This window comes from Sphingomonas sp. TREG-RG-20F-R18-01 (genome assembly GCF_022662475.1).
Classification (GTDB): Bacteria; Pseudomonadota; Alphaproteobacteria; order Sphingomonadales; family Sphingomonadaceae; genus Sphingomonas.
In genome coordinates, this window is sequence record NZ_JAKNQQ010000002.1 from 278,164 (window position 1) to 293,414 (window position 15,251).

Annotated in this window: 10 protein-coding genes; 6 read left to right on the forward strand and 4 right to left on the reverse strand. The window is 68.9% G+C overall.

All coding sequences use genetic code 11. From position 1 onward, the window contains the following. Window positions 1-23 precede the first annotated feature (23 nt). The 3 genes from L8K25_RS06840 to L8K25_RS06850 all read right to left on the reverse strand — a co-directional run bounded on the left by L8K25_RS06840 (window position 24) and on the right by L8K25_RS06850 (window position 4,225). A complete protein-coding gene (locus tag L8K25_RS06840; RefSeq protein WP_242138147.1) occupies window positions 24-1,370 on the reverse strand; it encodes a PepSY domain-containing protein in 1,347 nt (448 codons plus the stop codon). Continuing rightward, on the reverse strand, window positions 1,367-3,610 hold the full coding sequence (locus L8K25_RS06845; protein WP_242138148.1) for a TonB-dependent receptor: 2,244 nt from the start codon (window positions 3,608-3,610) through the stop codon (window positions 1,367-1,369). Before L8K25_RS06845 ends, L8K25_RS06840 begins: the two co-directional genes overlap by 4 nt. A gap of 177 nt (window positions 3,611-3,787) precedes the next feature. Then, window positions 3,788-4,225, reverse strand: coding sequence for a hypothetical protein (locus L8K25_RS06850; RefSeq protein WP_242138149.1), 438 nt, complete (start codon window positions 4,223-4,225; stop codon window positions 3,788-3,790). A gap of 113 nt (window positions 4,226-4,338) precedes the next feature. Between L8K25_RS06850 and L8K25_RS06855 the strand changes: the two genes are divergently transcribed. From L8K25_RS06855 to L8K25_RS06865, 3 genes are all read left to right on the forward strand, one after another. Beyond that, window positions 4,339-4,812 (forward strand): GFA family protein, encoded by a 474-nt coding sequence (locus L8K25_RS06855; RefSeq protein WP_242138150.1) that lies wholly within the window; start codon window positions 4,339-4,341, stop codon window positions 4,810-4,812. A gap of 227 nt (window positions 4,813-5,039) precedes the next feature. Next, window positions 5,040-6,299, forward strand: a complete 1,260-nt coding sequence (locus L8K25_RS06860; RefSeq protein ID WP_242138151.1) for an MFS transporter — start codon at window positions 5,040-5,042, stop codon at window positions 6,297-6,299. Then, complete coding sequence (locus tag L8K25_RS06865; RefSeq protein ID WP_242138152.1) at window positions 6,296-8,695, forward strand: TIM-barrel domain-containing protein; 2,400 nt, start codon at window positions 6,296-6,298, stop codon at window positions 8,693-8,695. Before L8K25_RS06860 ends, L8K25_RS06865 begins: the two co-directional genes overlap by 4 nt. Window positions 8,696-8,764: 69 nt before the next feature. Here L8K25_RS06865 and L8K25_RS06870 read toward each other — a convergent pair whose 3' ends face one another. Next, window positions 8,765-9,400 carry a porin family protein gene (locus L8K25_RS06870; protein ID WP_242138153.1) on the reverse strand — a complete coding sequence of 212 codons (636 nt, stop codon included), beginning with the start codon at window positions 9,398-9,400 and terminating at the stop codon, window positions 8,765-8,767. Window positions 9,401-9,639: 239 nt separating this feature from the next. Here L8K25_RS06870 and L8K25_RS06875 point away from each other — a divergent pair, with 239 nt between their 5' ends. From L8K25_RS06875 to L8K25_RS06885, 3 genes are read left to right on the forward strand one after another with little or no spacing between them, the layout of a single operon-like run. Beyond that, window positions 9,640-10,488 (forward strand): hypothetical protein, encoded by an 849-nt coding sequence (locus L8K25_RS06875; RefSeq protein WP_242138154.1) that lies wholly within the window; start codon window positions 9,640-9,642, stop codon window positions 10,486-10,488. Then, window positions 10,370-11,962 (forward strand): DNA polymerase Y family protein, encoded by a 1,593-nt coding sequence (locus L8K25_RS06880; protein WP_242138726.1) that lies wholly within the window; start codon window positions 10,370-10,372, stop codon window positions 11,960-11,962. Before L8K25_RS06875 ends, L8K25_RS06880 begins: the two co-directional genes overlap by 119 nt. Beyond that, complete coding sequence (locus L8K25_RS06885) at window positions 11,959-15,219, forward strand: error-prone DNA polymerase (protein ID WP_242138155.1); 3,261 nt, start codon at window positions 11,959-11,961, stop codon at window positions 15,217-15,219. Before L8K25_RS06880 ends, L8K25_RS06885 begins: the two co-directional genes overlap by 4 nt. Window positions 15,220-15,251: the final 32 nt, after the last annotated feature.

Here is a 15,251-nt window from a genome sequence, read left to right on the forward strand (position 1 = left end):
ACTTTCCCCTCACCTTCCGACCCTCACGCCCGCGCCAATCCCAGCCAACGCCTTGTTCCGCTGAGGTTTCGCAACACCAGCCGTTCGACCGCCAGCACCAGCAGCAAGGTCCCCCCGAACAGCGGCATATAGACCGCGAGCAGCACGATCGCGGCGATCAGCACCGGCCCGAACCGCGGCCGCGTCAGCGGGAGCGGCGCGCCGAGCAGCCCGATCGGTCGCCGGCGCCACCATAGCACCGCGCCCGACCCGGCCAGCAGCGCGAGCAGCAAGGCGACGATCGTCCCCGCGATCTGGTTGGCGAGCCCGAACAGCGCGCCCTCATGGACCGCGATGCCATAGCCGATCAGCCGGTCCATCCAGTGCCGCTCCGCAAACCCGCTGTGGCCGAGGATCCGCCCGGTCGCACCGTCGATCGTCGCCTCCGCGCGCAACGGACGGTCGGCGGCGTCCGACGTCACCTTCCACGGCGCGCCCGGTGCCTTGGGCGGCGCGACCAGCACCGGCGGCGCGAGCCCGAGCGGGCGCGCCGCCAGCGCGACGCGAGACAGCTCGCCCGCGGCAGACGGCGGGACGTGAGGCCCGGGCGGCGCCATCCCCTCCATCCCGGCCATCCCGGCATGGAGGTCGGCGGTGGGTGGCTTGCCGCCGATCGTCCAGTCGACCGGCCCCTTGCTCGTCCCCGTCAGCGTGCGGATCTCGACCAGATAGCTCCCCCAGCCCTTTGCCCAGGGCAAGCCGGTCAGGATCAGCCCGAGCGCAAAGACCGATACCCAGATCCCCGCGGTCGCATGGAGATCGCGCCAGAACCGCCGCTTGCCGCCGCGCAGCCGCGGGTACAGCACCCCGCCGAGCCCGCGTCGCCCGCGCGGCCACCATAGATACAGCCCGGTCAGCAGCATCGTCACCGCCCAGCAGGCGGCGATCTCGACGATATAGCTGCCGATCGTCCCGGCGAGCAGCTCGCCGTGGAGCCGCGACACCAGCGCGAACAGCCGCGTCTCCTCGGGCACCACTTGCAGCACCGCGAGCGTCCCGGGGTCGAGATAGACGCGCTGGTCGGCCCCGCCGCGGCGCACGATCACCCGCACCGCCTGTTCCGGCGCAGTGGGGAGGACATATTTGCGCAAGGTCGCCCCCGGCACCGCGCGCAGCGCGGCGGCGAGCTGCGCGTCGGGCGCCTGCGCGGGCGCGGCGGTCGACAGGTGGTCGAACCGTTGGTCGAGCCACGCCTCCACCTGCGGTCGCCACAGATAGAGCGTCCCCGTCAGCGACAGCCACAGGACGAACGGGATGCACACCAGCCCGGCATAGAAATGCCAGCGCCATACCGCATTGTACCAGCGGGTTCCGGGGGCCTGGACGCTCATAGCCGCGCCGTCACTTCCGCGCTGACGCTGCGCTGCGGGAAGGGATGGAAGAGGAAGTACCGGTCGTTGGTGACGTTATCCACGCCGACCGCAAGGGCGTAGCGCGGCGTCACCGCGACCCGCGCGCGCAGGTCGACGACCAGATAGCGGTAGAAGCCCATATAGGTGTTCCCGACGGTATCGCTGTTGTCGAGCGTCGCGTAATTGCGGCTGGCGTAGCGCGCCGCGGCGGTCAGCGCGATGCCGGTGGTGGGGCGCCACGTCGCCACCGCGGTCGCCTTCCAGTGCGGGACCGAGGGGAGCAGCTTGCCGACCGCGGCGGGGAAGGCGGTGTCCTTGCGGGTGGTCGCATCGGTATAGGTCGCGCTCCCCGACAGATCGACCCCGCGCACCGGAAAGTCGGTCCGCGTCCCCGCCAGCTCGACCCCGCGCGCGCGGGTCCGCTCGACGTTCTGGACATAGCTGTAGGCGGTCGCCGACCCCGCCACCAACGGCGCGGACTGCGCGATCAACGCATCGTCGATCGCTTCGGTGAACAGCGAAAGCCGGGCGGTCCCGCTGGTATCGCGGTGTTCGAGCGCGAGTTCCCCGGACAGTGCGCGTTCGGGGCGGAGGTTGGGGTCGGGCACGGTCAGCACCGCGCCAGTGGTCACCGCCTGGTAGAGCTCGCCGACGGTCGGGAAGCGATACGCCTTGCCGAACGACGCGCGCACGGTCCAGTCGCGCGCCGGGACGAACGCGAGCGTCGCCTTGGGCGAGAAACCGGTCGCGCTCCGCGTCGGCTGCGCGACCGAGAGCACGGGGGTGGTGGAGAAATTGAACCCGTCATAGGCGCGCCAGTCCTCATAGCGTCCGCCGACCGTCAGCGTCAGCGGCGCGGCGATGCGGACCTCGTCCTGCGCCCATCCGGCGACGGTCCGTGTCTTGCCGCGCGAGGCCTGGTTGAGCACGCCTTGCGGGCCCGCGATCCAGTCGGTCGTGGCATAGCGGTTGCTGTTGACCTCGAACCGGTCCCAATGGATCCCCGCGCTGATCGTATGCGTCGCGGCCGCATCGGACCGCCAGGCACCCTTGGCGTCGAAGGTCTCCCAGCCGGTGCCGTCGAGCCGGGTGATGGTCCCCGCCCCGCCAACGAACGCCGCGGGGAGCAGCGCGGTCGGGCTGCGCTGCGTGTCCGTTGCAAAGTCGTAAAGCGTGCCGATCACCTGCCAGTCGAACCGCGCGCCCGTCCCGGTGGCGGAGAGTGCGTGCGACCAGTGGCGCTGGTCGTAGCGATAGACCCCGCTGCTGAACGCGCTCGTATAGACCGGCGCGCCCGGGGTGAGCGCGGTGAGATACGTCTCCGCGGTCGAAGCGGTATCGTTGCGGAACAGCCCGCCGACATAGGTCAGCCGGAGTCGGTCCGACACGTCGAACGCCGCCTTGAGCTTGATAGTGTCCTGCGCCTGATGCTCGATCCCGCCGCTGCCGAGCACTCGGATCGCCGCGCCGGTGCGGTTGCGGTCGGCGACGCCGCCGGTTGTCCCCGCCGGATTGGCGGTGGCGGTGACATAGGTGGTCGGCTGGCTGGTGCTGGTCGTGTGCGTCACGCTCCCGAACACGGCGAGCCGGCCGAACCGGTCGCCGAGCGTTCCCGCGAGCTGGTTAGACGGGAGGGTCGCCTTGGCGCCATACAGGTCGAAGGTCTGGACGCTCGTCCCTGCGCTCAGCGTCCCCTCGAGCCGGTCGGGCAGGCGGGTCGTGATCGAGACGACCGCGCCGATCGCATTGCCCGGATAGGCCGCCGAGAACGGCCCGTAGAGCACGTCGATCCGGGCGATCTCCTCGGGGCTGACCATCCCCCAGCGCGGGCTGGCGGAGGTGTTGTTGTTGCCGATCAGCGCCGACAGCAGCGCGCCATCGGCATAGACCAGGCTGCGGGCGCTCGCCCCCAGCCCCGAGGTGCGCGTCGCGAGCGGGGCCTGGGTGTCGCCGATATGGCGTTTGCGGACGACCAGGCTCGGGAGATATTTGAGCGTGTCCTCGACGTTGATTGCATTGATCGTCGTCGCGATCTGCGCGCCGGTGACGGTCGCGCGGCTGGTCGGCGCATGCTCGATCGATTGGGTCTGGCGCTCGGCGATCACGAGGATGTCGTCGGGCGCTTGCGGTGCCGCGCTGCTTTGCGCGACGGCACTCAGCGGGAAGGCGCCGGCCAGGGCGGCCAGCACCGGCGCCGAACGGCGCAGGGGGTGAATCATGGAAGATCCCTTTTCGAGGACGGCAATGCCGCCCGAATCGTGGCGCACCCGGTCGTGGCACGGGCGCGATCGCGCTTGGGGGGATGCCCGGCAGCGCCGGATCACGGACCGCATCCCACGATGCGGCCCGCGACGGCGTCGGCGGAAGCACGTGGCTTCGCGGCCGCCGGGCACCGATCAACGGTGAACGGGTGGTCCGCGCAACGGGGGGCGCAGGAACGCGCGCCGCGCGATCGGGGCGATCGGCTGGAAGAACAGCCCCGCCGCGACGATCGCCGCCACCGCGATGACGAGCAAGACGACGTCGACTCCGCCGAGACCCGGCAGGGTCAGCCCGGCGAAGGCGCACGGCGTTTCGGCCTTGGCGGGCACTGGTTTGGCGGGAGTTCGTCCGTCCGGCTTGGCGATGGCGGGCATGGCATGGTGCATCATGCCGGGCATCGTCCCGGCAGACGGATCGGCCGTGACACCGGGGCACAGCACGATCTCGAGCCCGTTCGCGGTCATCACCGGCATGAAGCCCGAGGGAACCACCGCCTTCATCAACAGCGCGCAGGCGATCAGCAGCCAGACCGCGAGCGCATTGCGATGGAGAAAGGGCCTGAGCGCGGTCATCCCGATCGGGCTAGCGCGCGCTGGCGGCAAAGTCACTTGGACAAACCGCCCAACCGCGGTCCTTGGCGCGGCCGTCCGTGCCACCGATCGCGCCGTCATGCGTTGACCGCCGCATGACCGACTTTGCTCTCCCCCTCGACGGTGGCTGCTTCTGCGGCGCGGTCCGCTATCGCATCGATCAGGCGCCGTTGTTCACCATGGCGTGCCATTGCACCGATTGCCAGCAGATGACCGCGTCGGCGTTTTCGCTCGGCCTCGCGGTTCCCGGGGACGGGTTCAGGCTCACGACCGACGTAGCGCCGCGGCCTCTCGAGAAAACGGCAGATTCGGCGGCGATCTCCACGCGATACGTCTGCCCTGCATGTGCAGGCTGGACGCATACCACCACGACAGGCTCGCCAGACACCGTCGTTGTCCGCCCGAGCTCGCTCGATGACTCCCGCTGGGTGCGTCCGATCGCGGAGATCTTCACCCGATCCGCCCACCCATGGGCGCGGCTCGCAACCGCGTTCAGCTATGAAACCGAATTCGAGGATCCCTCGCCCATCGTCGAATCGTTCAAGACGAGCGATATCCGTCCGGGTTGACCGGTCTGCGACTGGGCACTGGCGTCGCGGGACACGGGCGTGTCCGCACCGGGATGGCAACATTAACGGAATTGGTCAGGCCAATATAGACAGCTGTGTTCTTCTCGATTAGCCTCCGTCCCAGTGTCGGGGGAGAACCGGTCGAGATGCGCAGTCGCCTAGCCCGTTCGAGGATCGCGTCGTCAACGCCGACCGTCGCAACCCGTGTTCGGCGAGCGTAGCGTTCGGTGACGATCCGAGGGCTACGCTGGTGGATCGTGGGGCTGGTATCGCTCGGGACGATCCTCAATTATCTCGCGCGCAACTCGCTCGGCGTGCTCGCCCCGCAACTCAAGACCGAGCTGCATTTCTCGACCGAGCAGTACAGCTACATCGTCGGCGCGTTCCAGCTCGCCTATACGGTGATGCAGCCGGTGTGCGGCTATATCGTCGATTCGGTCGGGTTGCGGATCGGTTTCGCGCTGTTCGCGATCGCCTGGTCGGTGGCGAACATGCTCCACGCCTTTGCCGGGGGGTGGCCGGGGCTCGCCTTCTTTCGTGGGCTGCTCGGGCTGAGCGAGGCGGCGGCGATTCCGTCGGGCATGAAGACGATCGCCGAATGGTTTCCCGCACGCAGCCGGTCGGTCGCGACCGGGTGGTTCAACGCGGGGACGTCGCTCGGCGCGGTGCTCGCGCCGCCGGTCGTGATCGGGATCAGCGCGCTGTACGACTGGCGGATGGCGTTCATCGTCACCGGCGCGCTCGGGCTGGTTTGGGCGGCGCTGTGGTACACCTTCTACCGCTCGCCCGCCGACCATTTCGCGATCACCCCCGAGGAACAGGCACTGATCGCAGCAGACCGCCCGACGGTGGTTCCGGGCAAGGTTTCGGCCAAGGCGATTCTTCGCACCCGGCGCTTCTGGGCGATTGCGCTGCCGCGCTTCCTCGCCGAACCCGCGTGGCAGACGTTCAGCTTCTGGATCCCGCTGTATCTCGTCACCGAACGCGGGATGGACCTCAAGCAGATCGCGCTGTTCGCGTGGCTGCCGTTCCTCGCCGCCGATCTCGGCGGAATCCTCGGGGGGTATCTGTCGCCGTTCCTGATGAAGCGCGCGGGGATGAAGCTGATTCCGTCACGCGTCGCGGGGATCGCCATCGGCGCGGTGCTGATGATTGCGCCGGGGTGCATCGGGCTGGCGTCGGGGCCGATGGTTGCGATCGCGCTGTTCTGCGTCGGCGGGTTTGCGCACCAGATGATCTCGGTGCTGATCAACACGCTGTCCGCCGATGTCTTCACCCCCGAGGAGGTCGGGACGGCCAATGGCTTCGTCGGGATGGCGGGGTGGACCGGTGGGTTGCTGTTCTCGCTGGCGATCGGGCAGCTGGCGGATACGATCGGCTATGGCCCGTTGTTCGCATGCCTCGCTCTGTTTGATCTGGTCGGGGCGGGGGTGCTGATCCTGACGATCGGGCGACTCGCAATTCCCGAGAAAAAGGTGCTGGCATGAGACTCGCGACGCTTTCCGCTCCCCCGGTGTTCGCGGTCGCCGAACGCGAACCCGGGCGCGTGACGCTCCGCGCGGATACCGGGCAGGTCGCGCATGTCTTCGTGCTCGAGGAGGATGTGGTCCGGCTGCTGCTGCTCGTCGATGGCACCGTCACCAGCATGCCGAGCTGGGCGATCGCGCCGGGGGCCGGGGATATCGCCGAACCCGGGCGTGACCGGATGGCGACCGATGGTTTTGCCTTGCCCGGATTCGCGTTGACCGAAACCCCTGGGCAGGTCGTGATCGAGACCGCGCGGATCCGGCTGACGATCACGCTTCACAGATTCCATTGCGTCTGGGAACAGCGGGTCGGCGGCGGCTGGCGGACGATGGCGGCGGATCGGCCGACGCAGGCGTATGACTTCGGCTGGTGGGACGGGCGCACCTATCATTACGTCGCGCGCCAGCCGGGCGAGCGCCACTACGGCCTCGGCGAACGCACGGGCGCGATGGACCGTAGCGGGCGGCGCTTCCGGCTGACCAGCGTCGATCCGATGGGGTATGACGCCGAGACGTCGGACCCGCTGTACAAGGCGATCCCCTACGTCCTCACCGCACAGGACGACGGTGTCTGCCACGGCGCATTCTACGATACGCTTGCACGCGTCACCTTCGACTTCGGGCAGGAGATGGACAATTACCACGGGCCGTACCGGCACATGGTGGCGGAAAGCGGCGATCTCGACCTGTACATGATCGCTGGCCCCGATCCGGCGGCGGTTACGCGGCGCTTTACCTGGCTGACCGGCAAGCCCGCGCTGCCGCCGCGCTGGTCACTCGGCTATTCGGGGTCGACGATGACTTATACCGACGCGCCCGATGCGCAGGCGCGGATGGCGGATTTCATCACGGGACTCGAGACGCATGACATCGGCTGCGGCTCGTTCCATCTGTCATCGGGCTACACCTCGATCGGCGACAAACGCTACGTGTTCCACTGGAACCGCGACAAATTCCCCGATCCCGCGGGTTTCGCGGCTGGCTATGCGGCGGCGGGGGTCCGGCTGGTCGCGAACATCAAGCCCGCGATGCTGCTCGATCATCCCCGCATCGCCGAAGTCCGCGACGCCGGGCTGCTCGTCGCGGACGCGGACGGCGTGCCGACCGAGGCGCAATTCTGGGATGCGCCCGGGGTCTATCTCGATTTCACCAACCCCGCGACCGCCGCCTGGTGGCGCGGACAAGTGACGACCGCCTTGCTCGATCACGGCATCGCCGCGACGTGGAACGACAATAACGAATATGAAGTGTGGGACGCGCGCGCGCGCATTCACGGCTTCGGGTCGCCGCGCCCCGCCGCCGACGCGTTGCCGCTCCACGCGCTGCTGATGATGCGCGCGTCGCGCGCGGCGCAGGTCGCGCATGCGCCGGGCGTCCGGCCCTATGTCGTCACGCGGTCGGGGATGGCGGGGCTCCAGCGCTACGGGCAGACCTGGTCGGGCGACAATCGCACCGAATGGAAGACGCTGCGCTACAACCTCAAGATGGGGCTGGGGCTCGCACTGGCGGGGGTGTCGAACAGCGGGCACGACGTCGGCGGCTTCTCCGGCCCCGCGCCCGATGCCGAACTGCTGGTCCGATGGGTCCAGGCAGGCGTGCTGATGCCGCGTTTCAGCATCCATAGCTGGAACGACGACCGCACCGTCAACGAACCGTGGATGCACGCCGACGCGCTTCCCGCGATCCGGCGGCTGATGGCGCTGCGGCAGACGTTGGTCCCGTTCCTGTACGACCTGCTCCACCGCTATACGCATGACTATGCGCCGGTGCTGCGCCCGCTGTGGCTGGATCACCCCGAGGATGCGGGAGCTTGGATCGACGGTGACGACCATATGATCGGCCGCGACGTGCTTGCCGCGATCGTGGTCGAACCGGACGCACGCGAACGCGTGGTGCGGTTGCCCGGGCAAGGCCAGTGGTATGCCGTGTGGAGCGGGGCAATATGCGCCGGTGGAAGCCAGCATCGGGTGCCCGCCCCGCTCGACGGACCACCGCTGCTGTTCGCGCGCGCCGGGTCGGGGATGTTCGTCAATCTCGCTCGCGGCGGGTTCCGTTCCGGCGCCGTCGAACGCGGAGTCTGGCTGTTCCCCCCGGTCGGCGCAGGCCGCTTCGATTGGGACGCCTATGAGGACGCCGATGGCGAAGGCGCCGACCGCGCGCCCGATCGCTGGCAGATCCAGTGTGTCGCGACGGATGCGACGGTGGCCATGGAGGTGTCGGTCAGGGCGATCGGCGGATCGTCCGGAAAGGTCATTACGATCGTCTTGCCCGTGACCGAGACCCGCGCGATCCTGATCCACGGTGGAAGCGTCGAGCGTCTGGCTGCGGACCCGCCTACCTTTCGCATCATGCTGTAATCTCGCGCCGATGCAAAAAGGGCGCGCCCGTCGCCGGGCGCGCCCTTCTGTGCCGAAGCGGCGGGTCGCTTACTTGAAGCGAACGCCGATGCCGCCCATCACGCGCTGGCGCGACGTGTGGTCGTTATACTGCGAGTAGACATATTGTGCGTCGACATAGACCGGCAGGCGGCCCTGGGTGACGGTATATTCGACACCGCCGCCGACCTGATAGCCGGTGGTGTTGAAATGGTCGTAGTAGGAACCGGTCCCGGTCGTCGCGTCGAACCGCTTGCGCTGTTCGTTGGTGACATAACCACCCTTTGCGAACACCAGCGCATGCGGCGTGAGCAGGTAGCCGGCGCGGACGCCGACGCCGAATTCCTCGAACGACTTGTGGCAGACCGAACCGCCGATCGCACCGCCGCAATTCTCGTTGCCGCTGTCTGCCTTCCAGAAGGTCGCTTCCGGACCGACGACGATACGGTCGGCGATCACGCCGTCAAAGCCGATCGTCGCGCCGTAGCCGAACTTGTCGTGATGACGGCCCTGCGACTGAAAGCGATCGCCGCCGGCATTGCCTTCGAGGCGGAAGCCGCGGAACGCAGTGTTCGAACCGCTTGCGGTGGTCGTGGTATCGGTGGTCGTGGTCGTCACGTCCTGGGCCGAGGCGGCACCCGCCGAAAGGGCCGCTGCGGCGGCTGCTACCAACAAAATCTTGCGCATGTGTGTTCTCCGTTGAGGGGGCGCAAACCCGCCACAACACGAAGCGATCCCATCCAAAAGGAGGATCGGCAAAATGTGTTGCAATGCAGCAACAGGGCCTTGCGGAGCGCGGGAACCCTCCCAAGGCACCCGTTCGTCGCGAACCGGGGGGAGCATCGGCGGCTACGCACCCGGCAGTGGATTCAGCCGGTTGACTCCGCTTCGCGATCCGCGCGATATGGAACATAAGATGAACAAATATGACCGAGTCGATCGCCTCGCTGCGCCTTTTGAAGCGCCAGATTGCCGCCATAGAGCAGCGCGAGGGGCTGGGCGACTCCACGACTCATGCCGTTCGGGTGAGCACGGGACATGACGGGATCGACCAGGCGATCGCCGGCGGCCTCGCCCGCGGGCGGGTGCACGAGGTGTTCGCGCACGATCCAGCGGATGCGGGGAGCGCGACCGGATTCATCGGGATGCTCGCGGTTCGGCTCGGTGGACCGCTGGTGTGGCTGCGGGAGGATGCGGCCGAAAAGCAGGGCATTCTTCATGCCAACGGGCTGGTCGAACTCGGGATCGACCCATCGCGCCTGATCCTGGGCGTGTTGCCCGATCCGCTCGCGGTGCTCCGCGCGGCGGCGGATGTGGTGCGGTGCGCGGCGGTGGGGGTCGCGGTGATCGAAATGCGCCGCAACCCGCCGATGCTCGATCTGACCGCGGGGCGCAGGCTTGCGCTGGCCGCGGAAAGTTCGGGCGTCACCGTGCTGTTGCTGCGGATCGATGCGCAGGCCTCGCCGAGTGCAGCGGATACGCGCTGGTCCGCCAGCGCGGCGGCGTCTGCGCCGCTCGAGGCCAATGCGCCGGGCTATCCGGCGCTGGAAGTAACGCTTTTGCGCCAGCGTGGTCGCCCCGGCGACGGGCGCTGGCTGGTGGAGTGGGACCGTGACCAAGCAAGCTTCCGCGCAGCGGATGCGCCGCGCCGATCCGATGGACGAGACCGTGGCATCATCCCGGCCCGAACCGGCACGGCGGCATCTGGCACTGTGGTTTCCCTTCCTGTCGAGCGACCGTTTCTGCCGGACACAGGGTTCCGTCGCGCCGGCTGACGGGGGCGCCGACAGCAGGGCCGACGCGCCGTTCGTCTTCGTCGAGAAGCAGCGTGGCGCGATGCGGATCACCGCGGTCGATCCGCGCGCGCACGCGCTTGGCCTCGCGCCGGGCGTCGCGCTGGCGGATGCCCGCGCCGGCCTGCCCGATCTTGCCGCGCATGACGCCGCCCCCGCCGCCGACCAGGACTGGATCGAGCGGATCGCGGATTTGTGCGAACGCTATACCCCGATGGTCGCGCTCGACGAGGCAGATGGCGTCACGCTCGACATCACCGGCTGCGCGCACCTGTTCGGCGGCGAGGACGCTTTGCTCGCGGATGTCGAGGCGCGTCTCGCACCCTGGAGCGCACAGGTCCGCCATGCCGTCGCGGGCAGCCCGGATGGCGCGCAGGCGCTCGCGCGGTTCCAGACGATGCCCGCCGCGAGCGAGGCGGCGGCGTTGCGCCGGCTCGACGTCGCGGCGCTGCGCCTCCCCGAGGAGACTCTGGTCGCGCTGCGTCGCGCCGGGTTGAAGACGATCGGCGATCTCGCCGGGCGCCCCTCCGCGCCGATCGCCGCGCGCTTCGGCGAGGAGACGACCGAGACGCTCGCGCGGTTGCTGGGCGATATCGACAGCCGGATCCAGCCGCGTCGCCGTCTCCCCGCGATGTTCTTCGAACGCCGTTTCGCCGATCCGATCGCGCGGACCGAGCATGTCCTCGAGGTCCTCGCAGACCTCGCCGGCGAGGCGGCGGCGGCGCTGGCCGAGCGGCACAAGGGCGGGCGACGCTTTGCCGCGCGGCTGTTCCGCAGCGACGGGCAGGTGCGCGATCTCGCGGTCGAGACCGGCCTGCCGGTGCGCGACCCGCCGACGCTGATCCGGCTGTTCCGCGAGCGGATCGATGCGCTCGCCGATCCGCTCGATCCGGGCTTCGGGTTCGACATGGTGCGCTTCGTCGTGCCGCGGATCGAGGCGCTGGCGCCGACGCAATTGCAGCTCGAGGGCGGCGCGATCGGCGACGACGCCATGGCGGCGCTGGTCGACCGGCTCAGCACGCGCGTCGGGCGGACGCGAATCCGCCGCTTCGTCGCGCGCGACAGCCATATTCCCGAACAGGGCGTGCTGAGCATTCCGGCGCTCGACGCGCCGACCGCGCCCGTGCCCGCGTGGCAGAGCCTCGATGCGGGCGAGCCGCCGCTCCGCCCGATCCATCTGTTCGACCCGCCGCAACGAATCGAGGTGATGGCCGAAGTCCCCGACGGCCCGCCGCACCGCTTCCGCTGGCGGCGCACGCTGCATGACGTCACGCGGTTCGAGGGACCCGAGCGGATCGCCGCGGAATGGTGGCGCCGCGCCGATGGCGCCGGACTGACGCGCGACTATTACCGGATCGAGGATACGCGCGGGCGGCGTTTCTGGATCTTCCGCCACGGCCTGTACGATCGCGAGAAGCCCGATCCCGAATGGTACGTCCACGGACTGTTCGCATGACCGGCTTTGCCGAACTGGTCGCGGCGAGCAACTATTCCTTCCTGCGCGGCGCGGCGCACCCGCATGAGATGGTCGCCGAGGCGCTGGCGCTCGGGCTCGACGGGATCGGGCTGGCCGATCGCAATACCGTCGCGGGGGTGGTGCGCGCGCATGTCGCGCTGGAGGCCGCGGTAAAGGAAGCCGCCGAGGCCGGCTTGCCCGACCTGCCGTTCCGGCTGGTCGTCGGCGCGCGCCTGGTGTTTTCGGACGATACGCCCGACATCGTCGCCTATCCCGCGACGCGGTTCGGCTGGGGGCGGCTGACCCGGCTGCTGACGCTCGGCAACCTGCGCGCCGAAAAGGGCGATTGCGAGCTGCATTTCGCGGACCTGCTCGATCATCATGAGGATCTGCTGCTGATCGTGCTCGGCGGCGAACGCGATCTCGGCGTGCTCCAGCAATTGCGCGCGGCGTGCGGGGACCGGGTGTGGCTGGGCGTAACGATGCTGCGGCAGGGGCGCGACCGGCGGATGCTCGCGCGGTTGCAGGCGGTGGCGCAGGCGGCGGGGGTGCCGCTGCTCGCGACCAACGACGCGCTCTATGCCGGGCCTGCGCAACGCCCGCTGCACGACGTGCTGACCTGCATCCTCCACGGCACGACGATCACCACCGCGGGCAAGATCCTCGCCGCCAATGCCGAGCGGCACCTGAAACCCGCCGATGAAATGGCGCGGCTGTTCCGCGATTGCCCCGATGCGGTCGCGCAGAGCCGCGTGATCCTCGACCGGATCGGCTTCACGCTGCGCGACCTCAGCTACGAATATCCGCACGAGCCGATCCCCGAAGGCTGGGACCCGCAGGACTGGCTCGAGCATCTCGTGCTCGAGGCGGCGCACGCGCGCTATGGCGCGACGCTGTCGCCCAAGATCGAGGCGCTGCTCGCGGAGGAGTTCCACCTGATCCGCAAGCAGAAATACGCCTTCTACTTCCTCACCGTCCACGATCTCGTCCGCTTCGCGCGCGCGCAGACCCCGCCGATCCTCTGCCAGGGGCGCGGGTCGGCGGCGAATTCGATCGTGTGTTTCCTGCTTGGCGTGACGTCGGTCGATCCGGTCCAGCACGACCTGCTGTTCTCGCGCTTCGTCTCGGAGGAACGCAGCGAGCCGCCCGACATCGACGTGGATTTCGAGCACGAACGCCGCGAGGAGGTGATGCAGTACGTCTATCGCCGCTACGGCCGCCACCGCGCCGGGATCGCCGCGACCGTGATCCATTACCGCCCGCGCAGCGCGGTGCGTGAGGTCGGCAAGGTGCTGGGCTTCTCGGAAGACGTCACCGCGCGGCTCGGCAGCACGGTGTGGGGCAGCTTCGCGAGCAAGCTCGAGGAGCGGCGCTATGCCGATGCCGGGCTCGACACCGCCAACCCCGCGATCGCGCGGCTGAAGGGGCTGGTCGAGCAGATCCTCGAATTCCCGCGCCACCTCTCGCAACATGTCGGCGGGTTCGTGCTGACGCAGGACCGGCTCGACGAGACCGTGCCGATCCACAATGGCGCGATGGCGGACCGCACCTTCATCGAATGGGACAAGGACGATATCGACGCGCTCGGGCTGATGAAGGTCGACGTGCTCGCGCTCGGCATGCTGACGTGCATCCGCAAGAGCTTCGACCTGATGCGGCGACACGGGCTCGGCGACCATGACCTCGAAGTGGACATCGCGGCCGACGATCCCGCGGTTTACGACATGCTGTGCAAGGGCGACAGCATCGGCGTGTTCCAGGTCGAGAGCCGCGCGCAGATCAACATGCTGCCCCGCCTCAAGCCGCGCTCGCTCTACGATCTGACCGTGCAGGTCGCGATCGTCCGCCCCGGCCCGATCCAGGGCGAGATGGTCCATCCCTATCTCAGGCGGCGCAGCGGGATCGAGAAGGTCGACTATCCCTCGCCCGCACCGCCGCATAATCCCAACGAACTGAAGGATCTGCTCGGCAAGACCTTCGGCGTGCCGCTGTTCCAGGAACAGGCGATGAAGCTCGCGATCGTCGCCGCGGCATTCACCCCGGTCGAGGCGAACAAGCTGCGCCGCGCGATGGCGACCTTCCGCCATACCGGCGGGATGGATGCGTTCCGCGTCAAGATGGTCGAGGGAATGGTCGGGCGTGGCTATGACCGCGATTTCGCCGAACGCGCGTTCCAGCAGATCGAGGGGTTCGGCAGCTACGGCTTCCCCGAGAGCCACGCCTTGTCGTTCGCGCGGCTGGTCTATGTCTCCTCCTGGATCAAATGCCACCAGCCCGCGGTGTTTGCCTGCGCGCTGCTCAATGCGCAGCCGATGGGCTTCTACGCGCCCGCGCAGATCGTCCGGGATGCGCGCGAGCAAGGCATCGTGGTCCATCCGATCGACATCAACGCGAGCGACTGGGACAACAGCCTCGAGCCCGACGATGCCGGGGTGCTCGCCCTGCGGCTCGGCTTCCGCCAGATGGACGGCTTCCGCCAGGCCTGGGCCGATACGCTGGTCGCCGCCCGCGTGGCGGGGCCGTTCGGCTCGGTCGAGGCACTGGCCCGGCGCGCGGCCCTGCCACAACGCGCGCTGCGGTTGCTCGCCGACGTCGATGCGTTCGGCTCGCTCGCGCTCGACCGGCGGCAGGCGCTGTGGGAAGTACGCCGCACGCCCGACGCCGCGCTCCCGCTGTTCGCCGCCGCCAGCGCGCGCGAACTGGGGGAGGAGCCCGACATGGCGCTCCCGCTGATGACGCCCGCCGAGGAAGTCGTGGTCGATTACAAGACACTGCGGTTGTCGCTCAAGGATCACCCGATGACCTTCCTGCGCGCCGGGCTCGCCGCCGAGGGGATCAGCAGCTGCGCACAGACGACCGCCGCCAAGGCGGGCGCACGGGTACGGACCGCGGGAATCGTGCTGGTCCGCCAGCGGCCGGGCAAGGGCAATGCGATCTTCGTGACGATCGAGGACGAGACCGGGGTCACCAACGTCGTGATCTGGGCACGGCTGTTCGAGACGCTGCGGCGGCAGGTGATGGCGTCGCGGCTGATGCTGGTCGAGGGCGAGGTGCAGCGCAGCCCGGAGGGCGTCGTCCATCTGATGGCGAGCCGGGTGCTCGATCGCAGCGGCCTGCTCGACACACTGGGGGATGAGGCGGCCCCGCCCCAATCGATCAAGCTGCCGCTCGCGCGCGCCGACGAGATGATCAAGCCGGTCCCCTCGCGGCATCCGGGCGACGCGCGGCTGGTGCCCAAGTCGCGTGATTTCCATTGAGGACCAGCCTGGGATCGCCGGGAAGCATGTTC